Annotated in this window: 15 protein-coding genes; 2 read left to right on the top strand and 13 right to left on the bottom strand. The window is 57.8% G+C overall.

The window, feature by feature from the left end:
* The first annotated feature begins 31 nt into the window (after window positions 1–31).
* Both H8E27_03115 and ileS read left to right on the top strand, forming a co-directional pair.
* Window positions 32–505, top strand: coding sequence for a methylated-DNA--[protein]-cysteine S-methyltransferase (locus H8E27_03115; GenBank protein MBC8324602.1), 474 nt, complete (start codon window positions 32–34; stop codon window positions 503–505).
* 36 nt (window positions 506–541) lie between these two features.
* Window positions 542–3331 (top strand): isoleucine--tRNA ligase, encoded by a 2790-nt coding sequence (gene ileS, locus H8E27_03110; protein ID MBC8324601.1) that lies wholly within the window; start codon window positions 542–544, stop codon window positions 3329–3331.
* Window positions 3332–3396: 65 nt separating this feature from the next.
* Here ileS and H8E27_03105 read toward each other — a convergent pair whose 3' ends face one another.
* The 13 genes from H8E27_03105 to H8E27_03045 form a co-directional block, all read right to left on the bottom strand.
* Window positions 3397–3720, bottom strand: coding sequence for a hypothetical protein (locus H8E27_03105; GenBank protein MBC8324600.1), 324 nt, complete (start codon window positions 3718–3720; stop codon window positions 3397–3399).
* Between the two features lie 8 nt (window positions 3721–3728).
* Window positions 3729–5030: a Gfo/Idh/MocA family oxidoreductase gene (locus H8E27_03100; protein MBC8324599.1), complete on the bottom strand. Its 1302-nt coding sequence runs from the start codon at window positions 5028–5030 to the stop codon at window positions 3729–3731.
* A 62-nt stretch (window positions 5031–5092) separates the two neighbouring features.
* Window positions 5093–5845, bottom strand: coding sequence for a succinate dehydrogenase/fumarate reductase iron-sulfur subunit (locus tag H8E27_03095; protein ID MBC8324598.1), 753 nt, complete (start codon window positions 5843–5845; stop codon window positions 5093–5095).
* Window positions 5845–7782, bottom strand: a complete 1938-nt coding sequence (locus tag H8E27_03090; GenBank protein MBC8324597.1) for a fumarate reductase/succinate dehydrogenase flavoprotein subunit — start codon at window positions 7780–7782, stop codon at window positions 5845–5847. Before H8E27_03090 ends, H8E27_03095 begins: the two co-directional genes overlap by 1 nt.
* Before the next feature lies 1 nt (window position 7783).
* Window positions 7784–8539, bottom strand: a complete 756-nt coding sequence (locus tag H8E27_03085; GenBank protein ID MBC8324596.1) for a succinate dehydrogenase cytochrome b subunit — start codon at window positions 8537–8539, stop codon at window positions 7784–7786.
* Between the two features lie 112 nt (window positions 8540–8651).
* Window positions 8652–9080, bottom strand: a complete 429-nt coding sequence (locus H8E27_03080; GenBank protein ID MBC8324595.1) for an Hsp20/alpha crystallin family protein — start codon at window positions 9078–9080, stop codon at window positions 8652–8654.
* Between the two features lie 224 nt (window positions 9081–9304).
* Entirely contained in the window at window positions 9305–9958 is a 654-nt protein-coding gene (locus tag H8E27_03075; protein MBC8324594.1) for an HAD-IA family hydrolase, read from the bottom strand.
* Window positions 9937–11169, bottom strand: coding sequence for a bifunctional folylpolyglutamate synthase/dihydrofolate synthase (locus H8E27_03070; protein ID MBC8324593.1), 1233 nt, complete (start codon window positions 11167–11169; stop codon window positions 9937–9939). The genes H8E27_03075 and H8E27_03070 overlap by 22 nt, the downstream gene beginning before the upstream one ends.
* A 102-nt stretch (window positions 11170–11271) precedes the next feature.
* Window positions 11272–12879: a CTP synthase gene (locus tag H8E27_03065; protein MBC8324592.1), complete on the bottom strand. Its 1608-nt coding sequence runs from the start codon at window positions 12877–12879 to the stop codon at window positions 11272–11274.
* Window positions 12876–13622 carry a 3-deoxy-manno-octulosonate cytidylyltransferase gene (gene kdsB / locus H8E27_03060; protein MBC8324591.1) on the bottom strand — a complete coding sequence of 249 codons (747 nt, stop codon included), beginning with the start codon at window positions 13620–13622 and terminating at the stop codon, window positions 12876–12878. Before kdsB ends, H8E27_03065 begins: the two co-directional genes overlap by 4 nt.
* Complete coding sequence (locus tag H8E27_03055; protein MBC8324590.1) at window positions 13622–14164, bottom strand: HAD family hydrolase; 543 nt, start codon at window positions 14162–14164, stop codon at window positions 13622–13624. The genes kdsB and H8E27_03055 overlap by 1 nt, the downstream gene beginning before the upstream one ends.
* 27 nt (window positions 14165–14191) lie before the next feature.
* The gene (rfaE1, locus tag H8E27_03050; protein MBC8324589.1) at window positions 14192–15178 is read right to left on the bottom strand and encodes a D-glycero-beta-D-manno-heptose-7-phosphate kinase; all 987 of its coding nucleotides are present in this window, start codon (window positions 15176–15178) and stop codon (window positions 14192–14194) included.
* A gap of 96 nt (window positions 15179–15274) precedes the next feature.
* Window positions 15275–16147 carry a thiazole synthase gene (locus tag H8E27_03045; GenBank protein ID MBC8324588.1) on the bottom strand — a complete coding sequence of 291 codons (873 nt, stop codon included), beginning with the start codon at window positions 16145–16147 and terminating at the stop codon, window positions 15275–15277.
* Between the last annotated feature and the right edge of the window lie 57 nt (window positions 16148–16204).

Below are 16204 nucleotides of genomic sequence, written 5' to 3'. Positions count from 1 at the left end.
CGGCACATCGTCCGCGCATTAGCCTTTGGCCATGCACGCCGTCCTCATCGAAACGCCTCTCGGAACGTTTCGCGCCCAATTCACCAAACGCGGGCTCGCGCGTTTGCAGTTTCCCAAAGCCGCCATCGATCCCATCGACGCCTCCATCGATCCGCCCACGAACTGGCTGCGTCAAACCACCGCCGCACTTAAAACAATGCTCGCCGGGAAAACCCCAAAAATGCTGCCGCCCTTCGACCTCTCGTCGGGCACCCCTTTTCAACAACAAACGTGGCGCGCGCTGCTGCGCATTCCCGCTGGATGCACGCGTGGTTATGGCGAATTGGCCTGCGCTGTGCGCCGCCCAAAGGCCGCTCGCGCCATCGGGGGTGCCTGCGGAGCCAATCCGATTCCCGTGCTCATCCCCTGCCACCGCGTCATCGGCGCCAACGGCAGTCTCACTGGGTTTTCGGGGGGCATGGGTTGGAAAATCAAACTGTTGAAAATCGAACGCGTCATGCTTTGACATGACCGCGTGCGATTGTTAGCGTCCCGCCCTTTGCTGGGTATGAATTATAAAGACACACTCAATTTGCCGAAGACTGGTTTTCCAATGAAAGCCGGCCTCGTGCAACGCGAGCCCGAACGCCTCGAGCAATGGGACGCGGAGAACATCCACGACCGCATCCGCGCCCGCCACGCCCAAGCCACCGAATCATTCATCCTCCACGACGGCCCGCCCTTCGCCAATGGCGACGTGCACATCGGCACCGCCCTCAACAAAACGCTCAAGGATTTCATCCTAAAATTCCAAACCATGCGTGGCAAAAATGTGCCGTACGTGCCCGGCTGGGATTGCCACGGATTGCCCATCGAATTCAAGGTGATGCAGGATCTCCGCAAGGAAAACCGCCAAGACGCCACCGCCGCCGAAATCCGCACCGCCTGCGAGGCGTACGCCCAGAAGTACATCGACATCCAACGCGAACAATTCAAGCGCCTCGGAGTGTTTGGCGATTGGGAGAACCCCTACCTCACGCTCGACAAAAAATACGAAGCCGAAGAGCTGCGCCTTTTTGCCGACCTCGCTGAAAAGGGCTTCGTCTATCGCGGCAAAAAACCAGTCTACTGGAGCATCCCCTGTCGCACCGCCCTCGCCGAGGCGGAGGTGGAATACGCCGACCACGTCAGCCAAAGTGTGTTTGTGAAATTTCCGGTCAGTGGCGCGGACGACACACACCTCATTATTTGGACCACCACCCCGTGGACGCTGCCCGCCAATCTCGCCGTAGCATATAACTCGCGGTTCACGTATAAAAAAGTGCGCGTCAATGGCGAGCAGTACATTGTCGAGAGCACGCTGCTGCCGACTGTTGCCAAAACGTGCGGCTGGGATAGTTTTGAGGAAATCGAATCGCTCAATGGCGATGCCGTCGGCGCGCTGGAATATCGCCATCCATTCATCGACAAATCCGCCAAGCTTTTTGCCGGTGACAACTTTGTCGAGAACACCACCGGCACCGGTTTCGTCCACGTCGCCCCCGGACACGGCATGGACGATTATCACCTCGGCTGCGCGAACGGCCTCCCCATTTATTGCCCCGTCGACGACGACGGAAAATTCGCCCACACCGACGACTTGCCCGTGGCCGACCAAATGCCCGCCGACTTGCTCGGCAAAGCCATTCTCGAAAAGAACGGCAAAAGCGAAGCCAACGAGGCGGTACTCGAATTGCTGCGCGAACAAGCCGCGCTCGTGCATCAGAAAAATTACACACACAGCTACCCGCACTGTTGGCGCAGCAAAACGCCCGTCATCTTTCGCGGCATGGACCAGTGGTTCATCAACGTCGACCACGAGGGCTTCCGGCAAACCGCGCTGGCCGCCATCGACGAGGTGCAGTGGGTGCCCGACTGGGGCAAGGCCCGCATTCGCGGCGCCGTCGAATCGCGCCCCGACTGGTGCATCAGCCGCCAGCGCACGTGGGGCGTGCCCATCCCAGCCTTTTACAATGCCGACGGCGAACCGCTGCTCGACGCCCGCATCGTCCGCAACACCGCCGACCTTATCGAGCAACACGGCTCCAACGTGTGGTTCGAGCGTGACACCGACGAACTCTGGGCCGACGTTTGCCCCGACGATTGGACCGGTGATGCGCCGAACAAAAAATCCACTGACACCCTCGACGTCTGGATCGATTCTGGCTCCAGTTCCCGCGCCGTTCTGATGCAGCGCAACGAACTTGCGTGCGACGGCGCTGCCGACATTTACCTCGAAGGCAGCGACCAACATCGCGGTTGGTTCCAGTCCTCGTTGCTGCTCTCCCTCGCCGGCAACGGCGCGCCGCCCTACAAAACCGTCCTCACCCACGGTTTTATGGTCGATGCCGACCGCGCGAAAATTGCCAAGAGCAATCAAGGTGCAAACACCAAACCGCAAACCAGCGAGGCGTATATCGGCGAGTACGGCGCGGACATTGTGCGGCTGTGGATCGCCTCACAGGATTTCCGAAATGACATCACCGTCAGCACCGAGCGCATCAAAAAAGTTGCCGAGACCTATCGCAACCTCCGCAACGCCCTACGCTATCAGCTCAGCAATCTTTACGATTTCGACCCCGCGCAACACACCGTGCCCGATGCCAACCTCACCGGTCTCGACCGCTGGATGCTCGATCAATTCAGCAGGATGCAACAAGACGTCACCGCCGCTTACGAGCGCTTCGAGTACCACGTCGTTTACCAGCGCATCAGCCAGTTTGCATCCGTGGAGCTCTCCGCAATTTATCACGACTGCATCAAAGACCGCCTCTACGCCGACGCCGCCAATGCCCCCAGCCGCCGCGCCGCGCAAACCACCCTGCACCGCCTCGCCTCCGGTCTCACCCGAATGCTCGCGCCCATCTGCGTTTTTACCGCCGAAGAAGCGTGGGAATTTCTCCCGGGCGAAAACACCGACTCCATTCACCTCGCCGATTGGCCCGCTGAACAATTTGAATTGCCCGCCGAGGAAAAAACTGTGTGGCAAACCCTTTTCGCCCACCGCGAACCTGCCCTCGCCGAATTAGAAAAAGCCCGCCAGGAAAAACAAATCGGAAAAGCCCTCGAAGCCCGCGTCACCCTCACCGCCCCCGATCTCGCCACCGCCCAAGCCCACGCTGAGCCCCTGCGCGAACTCATCAACATTTCCCAACTCGAACTCATCGAAGATAAATCCGCCGAAACCGCCACTTACATTGTCACCAAAGCCAAAGGCACAAAATGCACCCGCTGCTGGCGCTGGGAAGAAACCGTCGGCCAACACAATACCCACCCTGAATGCTGCACGAGGTGCGCGGATGCTGTGAGTTGACTCGACACGGATTTCGCCGATCTTCACAAATCAATGAATCTGTGTGCATCCGTGAAATTAGTACCTTAAGAACCCTTCTCAAACTTACTTGGAATCTTCACTTTGAGCGGGTTGGCGAATGACCATTTGCTGCCGGAAAATTCCACTGTAGCTTCAGCCGCCGCTTGGCTGATTCTTTTCGAAAGACTCCGGTACTGTGTTGAAACCAAACACAGGTACAATAACATCAAGCCCACGCCCGCGTAGCTCACCACGTTTAGGTGGAAAAGGTAGCCCGCGCCGATAATCAGGAGAATCGCGTACAACAGATACACGAAGCCCGTACGGAATTCGTAGACCACGAATTCATCGGAGGCTTCGATTTGCCGGTACGGCTTGAACAGGTCCATCCGGCGGCTTACACTTTCGGCTCCCAGCCCTTGCGATATTCGCGCGACCAATATTGTTCCACTGCCGCTTCGTTGCCAACAATCTTGCCGGATTTGGGATCAACATCAATCGCCCCACCGGCACGCTGAGCGATGTTGCCGAGGTGGGTTAGGCGGGTGCTGATTTGGGCGTCGGCGATTTCTGAGTTCAAAGGTTCGTCGGTGCGGATGCCGTTAAGAAAATTGCCGAAGTGAAAGCCGTCATCCCATTTGCCGGGGTTGGCCTTTACTTCTTTGCCGGCTTTGTCGAATTGTTTGTAGCCGGCGCCGTGGATTTCCAGTTGGCCGGTGTCGCCATAAAATGTCACGAACGAATGCGGCTCGGGCTTGCGACGGTGGCAGCTGCTTTGATCCCAACTGATGCCCACATCGCCGAAATCGTAAACGGCGTACGCGGTGTCGGGCGTTTCCTGGTCGTCATCAAAATGATACCGCCCCCCACTCATGGTGACACGCTTCGGGTAATCCACCTCCAACCCCCAACGCGCCACGTCCAAAAAGTGCGGGCCGTTGTTTTGCATTTCGCCGCCGCCGTAGTACCAGTGCCAATGCCAATTATAATGCACGAGGTTATCCTTGTACGGCCGTTCGGGGCACGGGCCCTGCCAGCGTTCCCAGCCTTTTTTGCCGAGCCACGCCGGCACGTCCACCAACTTCCCTTTGCCGATGCTGCCGCGTGAGCCGTTATAATAGCAGCGCGCGTACAGCGGCTTGCCAATCTCACCGGCCTTTACGCGCTCAATTCCCTCGATGATGCCCGGCTGGCTGCGGCGTTGGTTGCCCATCTGCACTTTCTTTTTGTATTTGCGCGATGCGGCCACAATCAACTCCGCCTCGCGACTGTTCTGGCTGCCGGGTTTTTCCACGTACACGTGTTTGCCTGCTTCCATCGCGAGAATCGCCATTGGGGTATGCCAAAAATTCGGCGCGGCAATGGACACGGCATCAATCGATTTGTCATCCAGAATACGGCGGAAATCATCGATGCCCTGCGGCGCTTTCGTTTGCGGCACTTTCGCCAACGGCCCCTTCGCCCGATTCATCCCACTGGCGATGCGCCGCGAATCCACATCGCACAAATACCCCACCTCGCAGTTCGATGCCTCAATATATTTCAACACATGCCCCATCCCGCGACTGAGCCCAATGACGCCCATAGTAATTTTCTTTTGCGAATCCTGCGCGCGAAGGATGGAGGGAAAGGCGACTGCCGCAGCCGCCGAGGCTGCAGTGGTGCCAACGAATTGACGACGGGATAAATGTTTTTTCATAAGCCAGTTGCGGAAAACAAAAGGCTACGCCACTCGGCGGAATTGGCAAGGGAAAGCGCGGTTTAAATCGTGCCTTTTTTGATCAAGGCGCGGCCGTATTCGCGGTTCATGCGGGCGATGAAATCGAGGGAAATCTCCTTGGGACACACCGCTTCGCACGAGCCGGTGACGGTGCAATTGCCAAAGCCTTCGTCGTCCATTTGCTTCACCATTGCCAGTGCGCGGCGTTCGCGCTCAGGTTGGCCTTGCGGCACAAGGCTGAGGTGGGAAATCTTCGCGGCGACAAAGAGCATCGCGCTGGCGTTTTTGCAGGCCGCCACGCACGCGCCGCAGCCGATGCATTGTGCAGCATCCATCGCGAGGTCGGATTCGTCCTTGGGCACGGGAATGGCATTGGCATCGGGCACGCTGCCGGTGCGCACACTGATGAAGCCGCCCTTTTGCTGAATGCGATCGAACGCCGTGCGGTCCACCACCAAATCACGATGCACCGGAAACGCCGTGGCGCGCCAAGGCTCAATGGTGATCGTCATGCCATCGCTAAAATGCCGCATGTGCAACTGACACGCCGTGGTGCCTTTCTGCCCGCCGTGCGCCGTGCCATTGATGACCATCGAGCACGTGCCGCAAATGCCTTCGCGGCAATCAGAATCAAAGGCGATCGGTTCTTTGCCGGTTCCAATGAGCCCTTCGTTGACCACATCGAGCATTTCCAAAAACGACATATCGGGACTGATGTCGCGCGCTTCGTATTCTTCGAACCGGCCGTGATCGTCCGCGTTGTCTTGGCGCCAAACTTTTAAGGTGAGATTCATCACTTGTAACTCCGTTGCGTCATCTTCACTTCTTCGTATTCAAGATTCTCCTTGTGAAGCTCAGGCGCTTGATCGGCTCCCTTGTATTCCCACGCGCCAACGAAGGAGAAATTTTCATCGTCGCGCTTGGCTTCGCCTTCTGGAGTTTGGTGTTCTTCGCGGAAATGGCCGCCGCAGGATTCCTCGCGTTGCAGCGCGTCGCGACACATCAATTCGCCAAACTCCAGAAAATCCGCCACACGCCCGGCGTGCTCAAGGCTTTGATTGAGCGAACCATGTTCGCCGGGCACATTGAGATTTTCCCAAAATTCCGCACGCAGTTCGGGGATTTTTTTGATGGCCTCTTCCAGCCCCGCTTTGTTGCGCGCCATCCCGCACTTGTCCCACATAATTTGGCCGAGCTCGCGATGAAATGAGGTCGGCGTGCGTTTGCCTTTAATGGACAACATTTGATTAATTTGCCCACGCACTTTTTCTTCCGCACCGGCAAACTCACTGCTCTCCGTGTTCGGCCGATCGTCCGGGCCCACTTCGGCGAGATATTGGCCGATGGTGTACGGCAGCACAAAATAACCGTCCGCCAAGCCCTGCATCAACGCGCTGGCGCCCAGGCGATTGGCGCCGTGATCGGAGAAATTCGCCTCACCCACCACGTACAAGCCGGGGACGTTGCTCATTAAATTATAATCCACCCAAAGCCCACCCATCGTGTAATGCACAGCGGGATAAATGGTCATCGGATTTTGGTACGCGTTGCTGCCGGTAATCTTCTCGTACATATCGAAAAGATTTCCGTACCGCTCACGCACAGCAGGCTCGCCCAAGCGGCCGATAGCATCCTCAAAATCCAAATACACGCCCAGTCCCGAACTCACCACTCCGCGGCCGTCATCGCAGGCTTCCTTCGCATTGCGTGAGGCCACATCGCGCGGCACAAGATTGCCGAAACTGGGATACTTACGTTCGAGATAATAATCGCGATCGACATCCGCCACATCGCGCGCCTTCAATTCACCGTTGCGAATTTGATCCGCAACCGCCTGACTTTTCGGCACCCACACGCGGCCATCGTTCCGGAGCGATTCGCTCATTAGCGTCAGTTTGCTCTGATGCTCGCCGCTTACCGGAATGCAAGTGGGATGAATCTGCGTGTAACAGGGATTGGCAAACGCCGCGCCGTGTTTGTACGCGCGGAACGCCGCCGTGACATTGCAGCCCATCGCATTGGTGGAAAGAAAAAACGCGTTGCCATAACCGCCGGTGGCCAGCACCACCGCGTGCGCGGAGTGACGGCTGATTTCTCCGGTCACCAAATCGCGCACCACAATGCCCTTCGCGTGCCCATCCACCAACACCACATCAAGCATCTCCGTGCGCGGAAACATCTGCACTTTGCCGAGGCCGATTTGCCGGCTCAACGAGGAGTACGCGCCGAGCAGCAACTGCTGCCCCGTTTGCCCGCGGGCATAAAAAGTGCGGCTCACCTGCGCGCCACCGAAGGAACGATTGGCCAACAACCCACCGTACTCGCGCGCGAAGGGCACGCCTTGCGCCGCGCATTGATCGATAATATTCACGCTCACCTGCGCGAGGCGATGGACGTTGGCCTCGCGCGAGCGATAATCGCCGCCCTTCACCGTGTCGTAAAACAAGCGGTGTACGCTGTCGCCATCGTTCTGATAATTCTTGGCCGCATTGATGCCGCCCTGCGCGGCGATGGAATGCGCGCGACGCGGGCTATCCTGAAAACAAAAACACTTCACGTTATAGCCCAGCTCCGCCAAGGTGGCCGCAGCTGATGCGCCCGCCAGTCCGCTACCCACAACGATGACCTCGTACTTCCGCTTGTTCGCGGGGTTCACCAGCTTCAAGTCAAACTGATGCTTATCCCATTTCTGGGCCATCGGTCCTGACGGAATGTTGGCGTCGAGATTCATCCTATTTAATAAAGCCCGCGAGCACGCTCACAGGGATGGAAATGTATCCAAGAAAAATCAAAGCCGACGCCGCCTTCGCGCCGCAGTCGATCCACTTGCCGTAATTTTTGTTCTTCAATCCCAGAGACTGAAACATCGCACTGAGCCCGTGGCTGAGATGCAGACACAGCAACCCAATCGCCACCACATAAAAACCTGTCACCCACGGCACTTTGAAACCGGTGACCACCATCCGATAAACGTCCACCGGATCCTTGCCCTCTTGCCCTTCAGTTTGAGTCTCCAAATCGTCCGCCACATAAAACGTCTCGAAATCCGCGCCCGCACCGTTGATCTGCGGCACCTTCCACGTGTAATGCGCCAGATGATAAAACGCGAATGCCGCAATAATCAGCCCGCTAAAAATCATCGTGCGCGCGGCAAACTTGGCCACGATATCATCACGCCGATGCGCGTCCACCGGCTCCACTTCGCTTTCGTACTGCACCCCGCGCGCCTCGCGATTTTCCGAAGTCAATTGAATGGCCGACCAAATATGCAGCCCCACCATTCCAAGCAACCCAATCCGCGCCACCCACAGCAACGGCCCCAGCGCGTGCAGCTTCGCAGCGTACTCATTGATCGCCGCCGGTCCCGCGAACATCAGCAGATTGCCCAGCAAATGCGCGATGATAAACCCAAACAGGCCCGCGCCCGTGATGGCCATAAGATACTTACGCCCCAGCGACGTTTTGAAAATGCCCGTGATGTAATCCATCCGCTGCGCAAAGGTATCGTACACCCACCCCCCGCCGTCAATGGAATTGCAGAAAACAAAAACCGCCGAAGGGCCAATGCTCTTCGGCGGTTGATGAATGATGCGCTACGCACTATTCCACGCGCACTTCGATCGACTTCGCCAACGCCTCTTCGCGCTTGGCGATTTTGATTTCCAGCAGGCCATCCTTGAAACTGGCCGCCACGTTTTCGGCGTCCACATCTTCCGGCAGCGCAAAGCTACGGCTGAAGGAGCCGTGCGAACGCTCCACCCGATGAAACGTTTTGGTTTCCACTTTGCGTTCCAAATCGCGCGCACCCGATAGGGTCAGCACACCGTTCTCCACTGTGACGTTCACCTTCTCTTTGCTCAAACCCGGCAGCTCAGCGCGGATCGTGTACGATCCGGCAGATTCCTCAACGTCCACTACCGGCGACCACGATTGCGCCCCGCCGGCTCCCAGCGCAGATGCCAGTCGACCGTGAAACAGCTCGTCCATCTCGTGAATGGGATTCCAGATGCTCAATGTGTTCATTTTCATTCCTTTCAGGCGGTGTTAAAAAAAGCCGAAAATCCCGCCAATTGATTTTCGCGACCCTTAAAAATCATTCTTTCACCTGTTAACAACAAGAACCGTGCCAGCCGCCCGAAAACTGAAAAACTCAAAATAACCCTTTAAAAACACAATTATCACGTTTCCAGCCATGTTAATAACGTGTGAATTAGGGATATTTTGGCACAATTGTGACTGCGCCTTTTTGGCGCTTATTGTAGCAGGTCGGCCAGTGAAGTGATGCTATTTCCGATGGGTTCGGCGCTGCCTCGGCAGAGCCAGCGGGACTGGAATCCGGCGGCTTGCGCGCCGTGGTGATCTTCGATTTCACTGTCGCCAACGTGGAGAATTTCCGCCGGCGGAAGCTGCAATGCCTCGGCGGCGGCTTGGAAAATTTCCAGCGCGGGCTTCGGGTGCCCCACCTCGGCGGAAACTAGAATGGCTTCAAACTCGTTCGCAAGCTCCAGTGATTCCAGCAATGGACTCAAGCGATCGTCCCAATTTGAAATCACCGCCAGCCGCGTGCCGTGTTCGTGCAATGCGGCAATCGTCGGTAGTACGTCATCGAAAATACGCCACGGCTTGGGCGTGCCGAAGTCGTGATACAACTCATCAAAAAAACTTTGGCTCGGCAACGTGGTCGTGAGGCCGGCAAACGTTTCATCCACCAACGCGGCCCAACCGATTTTCGTGTATTCAAAATCCCCGCGATGGCGCCACGCCTCGACGAAGCGTTGGGTAATTTCTTCCGGCGCGGCATCCACACCGTAACGCACGGCCACTTCAGCGTAGGCGTGCCCCACCGAAGGCCACGGTTCGATGAGCGTGCCGCCGATATCAAATGTTATGGCTGCAACATTTTCCATTCGTTTAAATCTTTCTCCTCCCCCGCCACCGCGAGGCCCAGCAAATTCATTGCCTCGCCCAGCAAATAAATGGAGCCGGTGATGACGACGAAGTCGTCTTTCCCCACAGCGCTTAATCCATTTTCCAATGATTCGGCGATGATGACCTCGCAATCGTTTTGTTGGCGACACGCTTCAGCCAATTCATCCGGCGGCAAAGTCCGTTCACTGCTGACGGGAACACAAACAATGCGCCCCGCGAGCGGCGCAAGAATGCCGACCATCCGTTCCCAATTTTTATCGGCCAACACGCCGAGCATCAGCGTGGGCCGCTGCCCCGAATGCAGCTCGGCCAAGACGCCGCGCAATGCCTCGGCGCCGGCGGGGTTGTGGACGGCATCAAGCAACAGCTTGCATCCGGCGCGTTCAAACACTTGCCCGCGAGCAGGCCAATGGACGTTGCCGAGGGCGGTTTTGATGGAATCAGTTTTTACCGTCAACGTATTTTGAACTGCCTCGATGGTGGCGGCGGCGAGGGCGGCGTTTTGGCGTTGATGTTGTCCGGCGAGGGCGGTGGGGTGTTCGGTGTCCACAAATGTGATGGGGCCTGTTTGCTTGAGCACGTCGCGCGCTTCGGGTGGTTGGGGCGCGCTGAGGGCGGGGATTCCTTTTTTGAGAATGCCGGCTTTTTCGGCGGCAATTTGGGCGAGAGTTTCGCCAAGGTATTGTTGGTGATCCAGCGCGATGGGGGTGATGACGGTGGCGATGGGGGTGACGATGTTGGTGGCGTCGAGCCTTCCGCCGAGGCCGGTTTCGAGCAGGACGACGTCGCACTGCTCGCGCGCGAAATGTTCGAGGGCCATTACGGTGATGACTTCAAAAAAAGTGGGCGGTTGGCCGGCGGGGAAGTGGCGGAGCAATGCCTGAATGCATTCGGTGAGGCGCACGACTTCTGCTTCGGCGATAGGTTCGCGGTTTACCTGAATGCGTTCGCGAAAGCTGACGAGATGCGGCGAAGTGAACAGGCCGGTTTTGTATCCGGCGGTGTGATAAATGCTTTCGAGCATCGCGCACACGGAGCCTTTGCCGTTGGTGCCGGCAACGTGGATGATGCGCAACTGCTCGTGCGGATTGCCTGCGTGTGCGGCGAGTTGGCGTGGGTTTTCCAAGCCGAGCTTGGAGCCGAGCAACCGTAGCTCGTACAGCCAATCAATGGCTTCTTGATAGGTCATAGCAGATGGGCGGACTCGCAGGCTCGCCCCTCCATTGAGGTGTTGTTTTCCGGAGGGACGAGCTTGCGAGTCCGCATCGTTAACCTCCAATTCGGGATGCCGTTACTGCCCGTTGGCGTGTTCGTGGGCGGCTTTGATGAAGCCGGCGAAGAGGGGGTGGGCTTGGACGGGTTTGCTGCGGAACTCGGGGTGGGCCTGCGTGGCGATGAAATAGGGGTGGTTCTTTAGCTCAACGAGTTCAACGAGATTGCCGTCGGGCGAGGTGCCACTGAAGGCGAAATCTTTGGCCTCAAATTGTTCGCGATAAGCGTTATTGAATTCGTAGCGGTGGCGGTGGCGTTCGCTGATGTCTTCGGTGCCGTAAAGTTCGGCGGCTTTGCTTTCGGGCGTGAGTTTGCAGGCCTGCGCGCCGAGGCGCATGGTGCCGCCCATGGCAGTGACGTTTTGTTGCTCATCAAGCAGGGCGATGATGGGGTGCGGCGTTTCGGGATCGAACTCCGCAGAGTGCGCGTCTTCCAATCCCAACGCGTTACGGGCAAATTCAATGCAAGCGGTTTGCATTCCGAGGCAGAGACCCAGGTAAGGGACGTTATGTTCGCGGGCATATTTGGCAGCGAGCACTTTACCTTCCACGCCGCGTTCACCAAAGCCACCGGGGACGAGCACGCCGGAGAGCCCTTCGAGGTGCGACAACCCGCCGTTTTTTTCAATGTCCTCGGAATCGACGCGCACGATTTCCACCGCGCAATCGTTGGCACCGCCGGCGTGGGTGACGGCTTCGTAAACGCTTTTATAGGCGTCCTGCAAATCGATGTATTTGCCAATGACGCCAATCTTGACTTTGTGTTTCGGCTTAATGATGCGATCGATGACCGCCTCCCAACGGCTCATATCCGCAGGTGGAGTTTCAATGCCTAAATACTCGCACACAAGTTCGTCCATCTTTTCGCGCTGGAGCATTAGCGGCACTTCATAAATGGAATGGTCCACATCGATTTCTTCAATCACCGCCTCGACGGGCACGTTGCAGAAGAGCGAAATTTTTTGGCGCAGTTCGTCGTTGAGTGGCTTCTCGGTACGACACACGAGGATGTCCGGCGCAATACCAATCTCACGCAGCTTGGCGACCGATTGCTGCGTGGGTTTGGTCTTCAATTCTCCGGCGGCTTTGATGAAGGGCACGTACGTAACGTGCACAAAAATCGTGTTGCCGCGACCATTCTCCAGCGCAAATTCGCGAATGGCTTCGAGGAATGGCAGGCCTTCGATATCGCCGGTGGTGCCGCCGATCTCAGTGATGATCACATCCGCGCCGCTCTGATCGGCCACGGCGTGCACGCGTTTTTTGATTTCATCGGTCACGTGTGGAATCACCTGAACGGTTTTGCCGAGATAATCGCCGCGCCGTTCCTTTTCCAAAACCGTTTGGTACACGCGCCCACTGGTGAGGTTGTTAAATTGTGTGAGTTCCGAATTGGTGAACCGCTCGTAATGGCCAAGATCGAGATCCGTCTCCGCGCCGTCATCGAGCACGTAAACCTCGCCGTGCTGGAACGGGCTCATCGTGCCGGGGTCGACGTTGAGGTAAGGATCAAACTTCTGCAGCGCCACCTTGAGGCCGCGGCTCTCAAGCAGCGTGCCAAGGGAGGCGGCCGTGAGCCCTTTGCCCAATGAACTCACCACGCCACCTGTCAAAAAAATAAATTTCATTCGTTCTGTTCTGCCAACATTGCCTCAACCCGCTGTACATCCGCCGGCACGTCCACACCGATGGCGTCATAATCCACCTTGCACACGGCGATGGCAATGTCGTTTTCCAGCGCGCGAAGCTGCTCCAGCCGCTCGGCTTGCTCCAGCGCCGAGGGCGTGAAACTCACCAGTCGCTGCAACGTTTCGCATCGGTAACCGTAAATGCCCAAGTGTTTCAAAAACGGGAAGGCCGACAACTGATGGCTGGGGCTTTCCTCCGACAAATCGCGCAGGAACGGAATCGTCCGGCGCGAAAAATATAGGGCGCGACCGGTGGCGCTGACAACGACTTTCACCGCATTTGGGTCGTCCAACTCGGAAATGTTGTTCACAACCGTGGCGGCAGTAGTCATCTCAGCATCACTCAACGCACCTGCGACCGCGTCAATCACCTCCGGCTTAATCAACGGTTCGTCGCCCTGCACATTCACCACCGCATCGCAATCCAACCGCGCAGCTACTTCCGCAATGCGATCGGTGCCGGTGGAATGATCGGCGCGCGTCATCTCCACCGCACAAAACTCGGCCGCCACTTTCGCGATGCGCTCATCGTCCGTGGCCACAATCACATCCGCCAACGCCGACGCCTCACGACAACGCTCCACCACGTGCTGAATCAACGGCTTGCCCGCAATCAAATGCAGCGGCTTGCCGGGAAAACGCGTGGAATCGTAGCGCGCAGGAATGATGCCGATGGTTTTCATTAGTCGTTCAAAATCCAATCTGCCGCCGCGCTGATGTCGTCCACGATGGCGGCGGGGGCCACGGTGGTGGGATCGGATATTTCCAGTTCCGCGCCGTAGCCGGTGCGGACGAGGATGCTCTTTTTGACGCCGGCATTCCAGCCGCATTGGAGGTCGGCGGTTTTGTCACCGATCATGTAGCTTTGGGCAAGGTCGATGTCGAATTCGGCAGCGGCGTCCTGCAAAAATTTCGGGCTCGGCTTGCGGCCAAGGCTTTCGGCCTCCGGCGATTCAGGCGCAAAATAGATTTTCTCAAATCGCACGCCATCGGTAGCCAACGTCTTGGCCATTTTTTCATTCACCGCGTGCATATCCGCTTCTTGATAATAACCGCGGCCTATGCCGGATTGGTTGGTGACGATGAAAAGTGCGAAACCCGCGTCCATCAACCGCCGCAGCGCGGAGCCGGTGCCGGGGATGATTTCCAGTTGATTGGGGTCGTGGAGATAATGCCGCTCGATGTTGAGCGTGCCGTCGCGATCGAGGAAAACGGCGCGCTTCATTAGCCTATCGAGCTTGTGGCGCGGAGGTTAAACATAAAAACTCCCACTCAATTCCCTTGGCGTGACCACTGCCGTGCCCATTTTGCCGACTACCACGCCGGCAGCGTGATTGGAGAACACTGCCGCCTCGGCGGGCGATGCGCCCGCGGCAATGGCGAGGGTGAAGCTGGCGATGACCGTGTCGCCTGCGCCGGAGACATCGTAAATTTCTTGTGCCACGGTGGGGATGAGCGTGGGCTTTTCGCCGCGCGGGCAAAGCAACATCCCGTGTTCGCTGAGGGTGACGAGCATAATGGCGGGCTCAAATTCATCCTGCACGGCGGCGACCGCGGCATTGAGGCTGGCCTCGGTGGCTTCATCGGGCAAACCGGCCAGCGCGAAAAGCTCGCCACGATTGGGCGTGATGAGCGACATCGCGGCAAGATTAAGCTGATGCGCGGGCTTGGGATCGAAGCTTAGCCAAATGCCGCGTGGCTTGCACCGTTCGCGCAGGCCATCGAGCAGTTCCTGCGTCACCGCGCCTTTGCTGTAGTCGCAAATGATCACCGCGTGTGTGGTGTCCAGCTCGGCTTCAATCGCGCCGAGCAAGCGCTTGGTTACACGCGGTTCGGCGGCATCATTCGTTTCGCGATCCACACGCAGCATTTGTTGTTGATGCGCAATCACGCGCGTCTTGCGCGTCGTCATCCGCGAGGCGGAGGCAATCAAGCCGCTGCTGTCCACATTGTCTTCCTTCAACAATTGCTTGAGCATTTTCGCGCCGTCATCTTTGCCCACCAGGCCAAACAAACCCACATCCGCGCCGAGCGCCGTGAGGTTGCGCGCCACATTGGCCGCGCCGCCGGGCATATACGATTCGCTTTGGAACTCCACCACCGGCACCGGCGCCTCCGGCGAGATACGCTTCACGCGCCCCCAGAGAAACTGATCCAGCATCACATCGCCCACCACCAGCACCCGACTCTTCGTCGCCGCCCGCAGCAAGCCCTTCACGCGTTTTACGGTTACACTCATTGCACTTAAAAAATCACGAACTGACCTGCCGATAAATCGTCAAAACACCGCCGAAGGTCAACCCCGCTCTGTGCCCTGTTTGGGTTTTTATTATTTTCAAGATTTCTCTGGCTCCAAAAATCCGGTCAACGGACTGGTGGCATTGGCCGATTCGCTCGTCTCACCGAGGCCGATTTCGTAGGCCATTCGGCCTGCTTCGGTGGCTTTGGCAAAGGCGCTGGCCATTCGACAAGGATCGTCGTTCACGGCAATGGCGGTGTTCACCAGCACCGCGTCCGCGCCCAGTTCCATTGCTTCCGCCGCGTGACTGGGCGCGCCGAGGCCGGCATCGACCACAACCGGCACAGTGGCTTGGTCGATGATGATGCGGATTTGGTCGCGCGTTTGCACGCCGCCATTGCTGCCGATGGGCGCACCAAGCGGCATCACCGTCGAGCAGCCCACTTCCTGCAAACGCTTAGCGATGACGGGGTCGGCATTGATGTACGGCAACACCGTGAAGCCTTCGCGCACCAACTGCTCCGCCGCCGCCAGCGTTTCCACGGGATCGGGCAGCAGGTAGCGCGGGTCCGGATGAATTTCCAGCTTCACCCATTTGGGCAAACCCGCCGCCGCCGCCAGGCGCGCCAGCCGCACTGCCTCCTCGGCATTCATCGCGCCGCTAGTATTGGGCAACAGCAGAAATTTTTCGGGATCGATGAATTCCAGAATATTGGCGAAGGGATCATTCTCGCCGCTCAAGTCTGCCCGCCGCAGCGCGACGGTCACCATCTCCGCCCCGCTCGCCTCCAACGCCGCCCGCATCAATTCCGGCGACGCAAATTTCCCCGTCCCCAAAATCAGGCGCGAGGAAAACTCACGGCCAGCAATCGTCAATGGCAAAACAGACACGCCCGAATCTACGCCGCCACAGCGAAGGCGTCGAGTAAGTCTTGGTTTTCCCTCGCTCAAAAATCCGCTTTCCCCCATTCTCTCTGCGCGAATGAAAGGGAGCGCGTTATCACAATTGGGGCGACGCACTGCGGA

The sequence above is a fragment of the Limisphaerales bacterium genome, assembly GCA_014382585.1.
GTDB lineage: Bacteria > Verrucomicrobiota > Verrucomicrobiia > Limisphaerales > UBA1100 > JACNJL01.
The sequence above is the reverse complement of the archived record's forward strand: the minus strand, read 5'-3'. Positions and strand labels throughout refer to the sequence as shown.

Coding starts and splice junctions, on each gene's coding strand:
- H8E27_03115 (MBC8324602.1), top strand. CDS start 32: ATGCACGCCGTCCTCATCGAAACGCCTCTCGGAACGTTTCGCGCCCAA.
- H8E27_03105 (MBC8324600.1), bottom strand. CDS start 3,720: ATGGACCTGTTCAAGCCGTACCGGCAAATCGAAGCCTCCGATGAATTC.
- H8E27_03100 (MBC8324599.1), bottom strand. CDS start 5,030: ATGAAAAAACATTTATCCCGTCGTCAATTCGTTGGCACCACTGCAGCC.
- H8E27_03095 (MBC8324598.1), bottom strand. CDS start 5,845: ATGAATCTCACCTTAAAAGTTTGGCGCCAAGACAACGCGGACGATCAC.
- H8E27_03090 (MBC8324597.1), bottom strand. CDS start 7,782: ATGAATCTCGACGCCAACATTCCGTCAGGACCGATGGCCCAGAAATGG.
- H8E27_03085 (MBC8324596.1), bottom strand. CDS start 8,539: ATGGATTACATCACGGGCATTTTCAAAACGTCGCTGGGGCGTAAGTAT.
- H8E27_03080 (MBC8324595.1), bottom strand. CDS start 9,080: ATGAAAATGAACACATTGAGCATCTGGAATCCCATTCACGAGATGGAC.
- H8E27_03075 (MBC8324594.1), bottom strand. CDS start 9,958: ATGGAAAATGTTGCAGCCATAACATTTGATATCGGCGGCACGCTCATC.
- H8E27_03070 (MBC8324593.1), bottom strand. CDS start 11,169: ATGACCTATCAAGAAGCCATTGATTGGCTGTACGAGCTACGGTTGCTC.
- H8E27_03065 (MBC8324592.1), bottom strand. CDS start 12,879: ATGAAATTTATTTTTTTGACAGGTGGCGTGGTGAGTTCATTGGGCAAA.
- kdsB (MBC8324591.1), bottom strand. CDS start 13,622: ATGAAAACCATCGGCATCATTCCTGCGCGCTACGATTCCACGCGTTTT.
- H8E27_03055 (MBC8324590.1), bottom strand. CDS start 14,164: ATGAAGCGCGCCGTTTTCCTCGATCGCGACGGCACGCTCAACATCGAG.
- rfaE1 (MBC8324589.1), bottom strand. CDS start 15,178: ATGAGTGTAACCGTAAAACGCGTGAAGGGCTTGCTGCGGGCGGCGACG.
- H8E27_03045 (MBC8324588.1), bottom strand. CDS start 16,147: ATGGGGGAAAGCGGATTTTTGAGCGAGGGAAAACCAAGACTTACTCGA.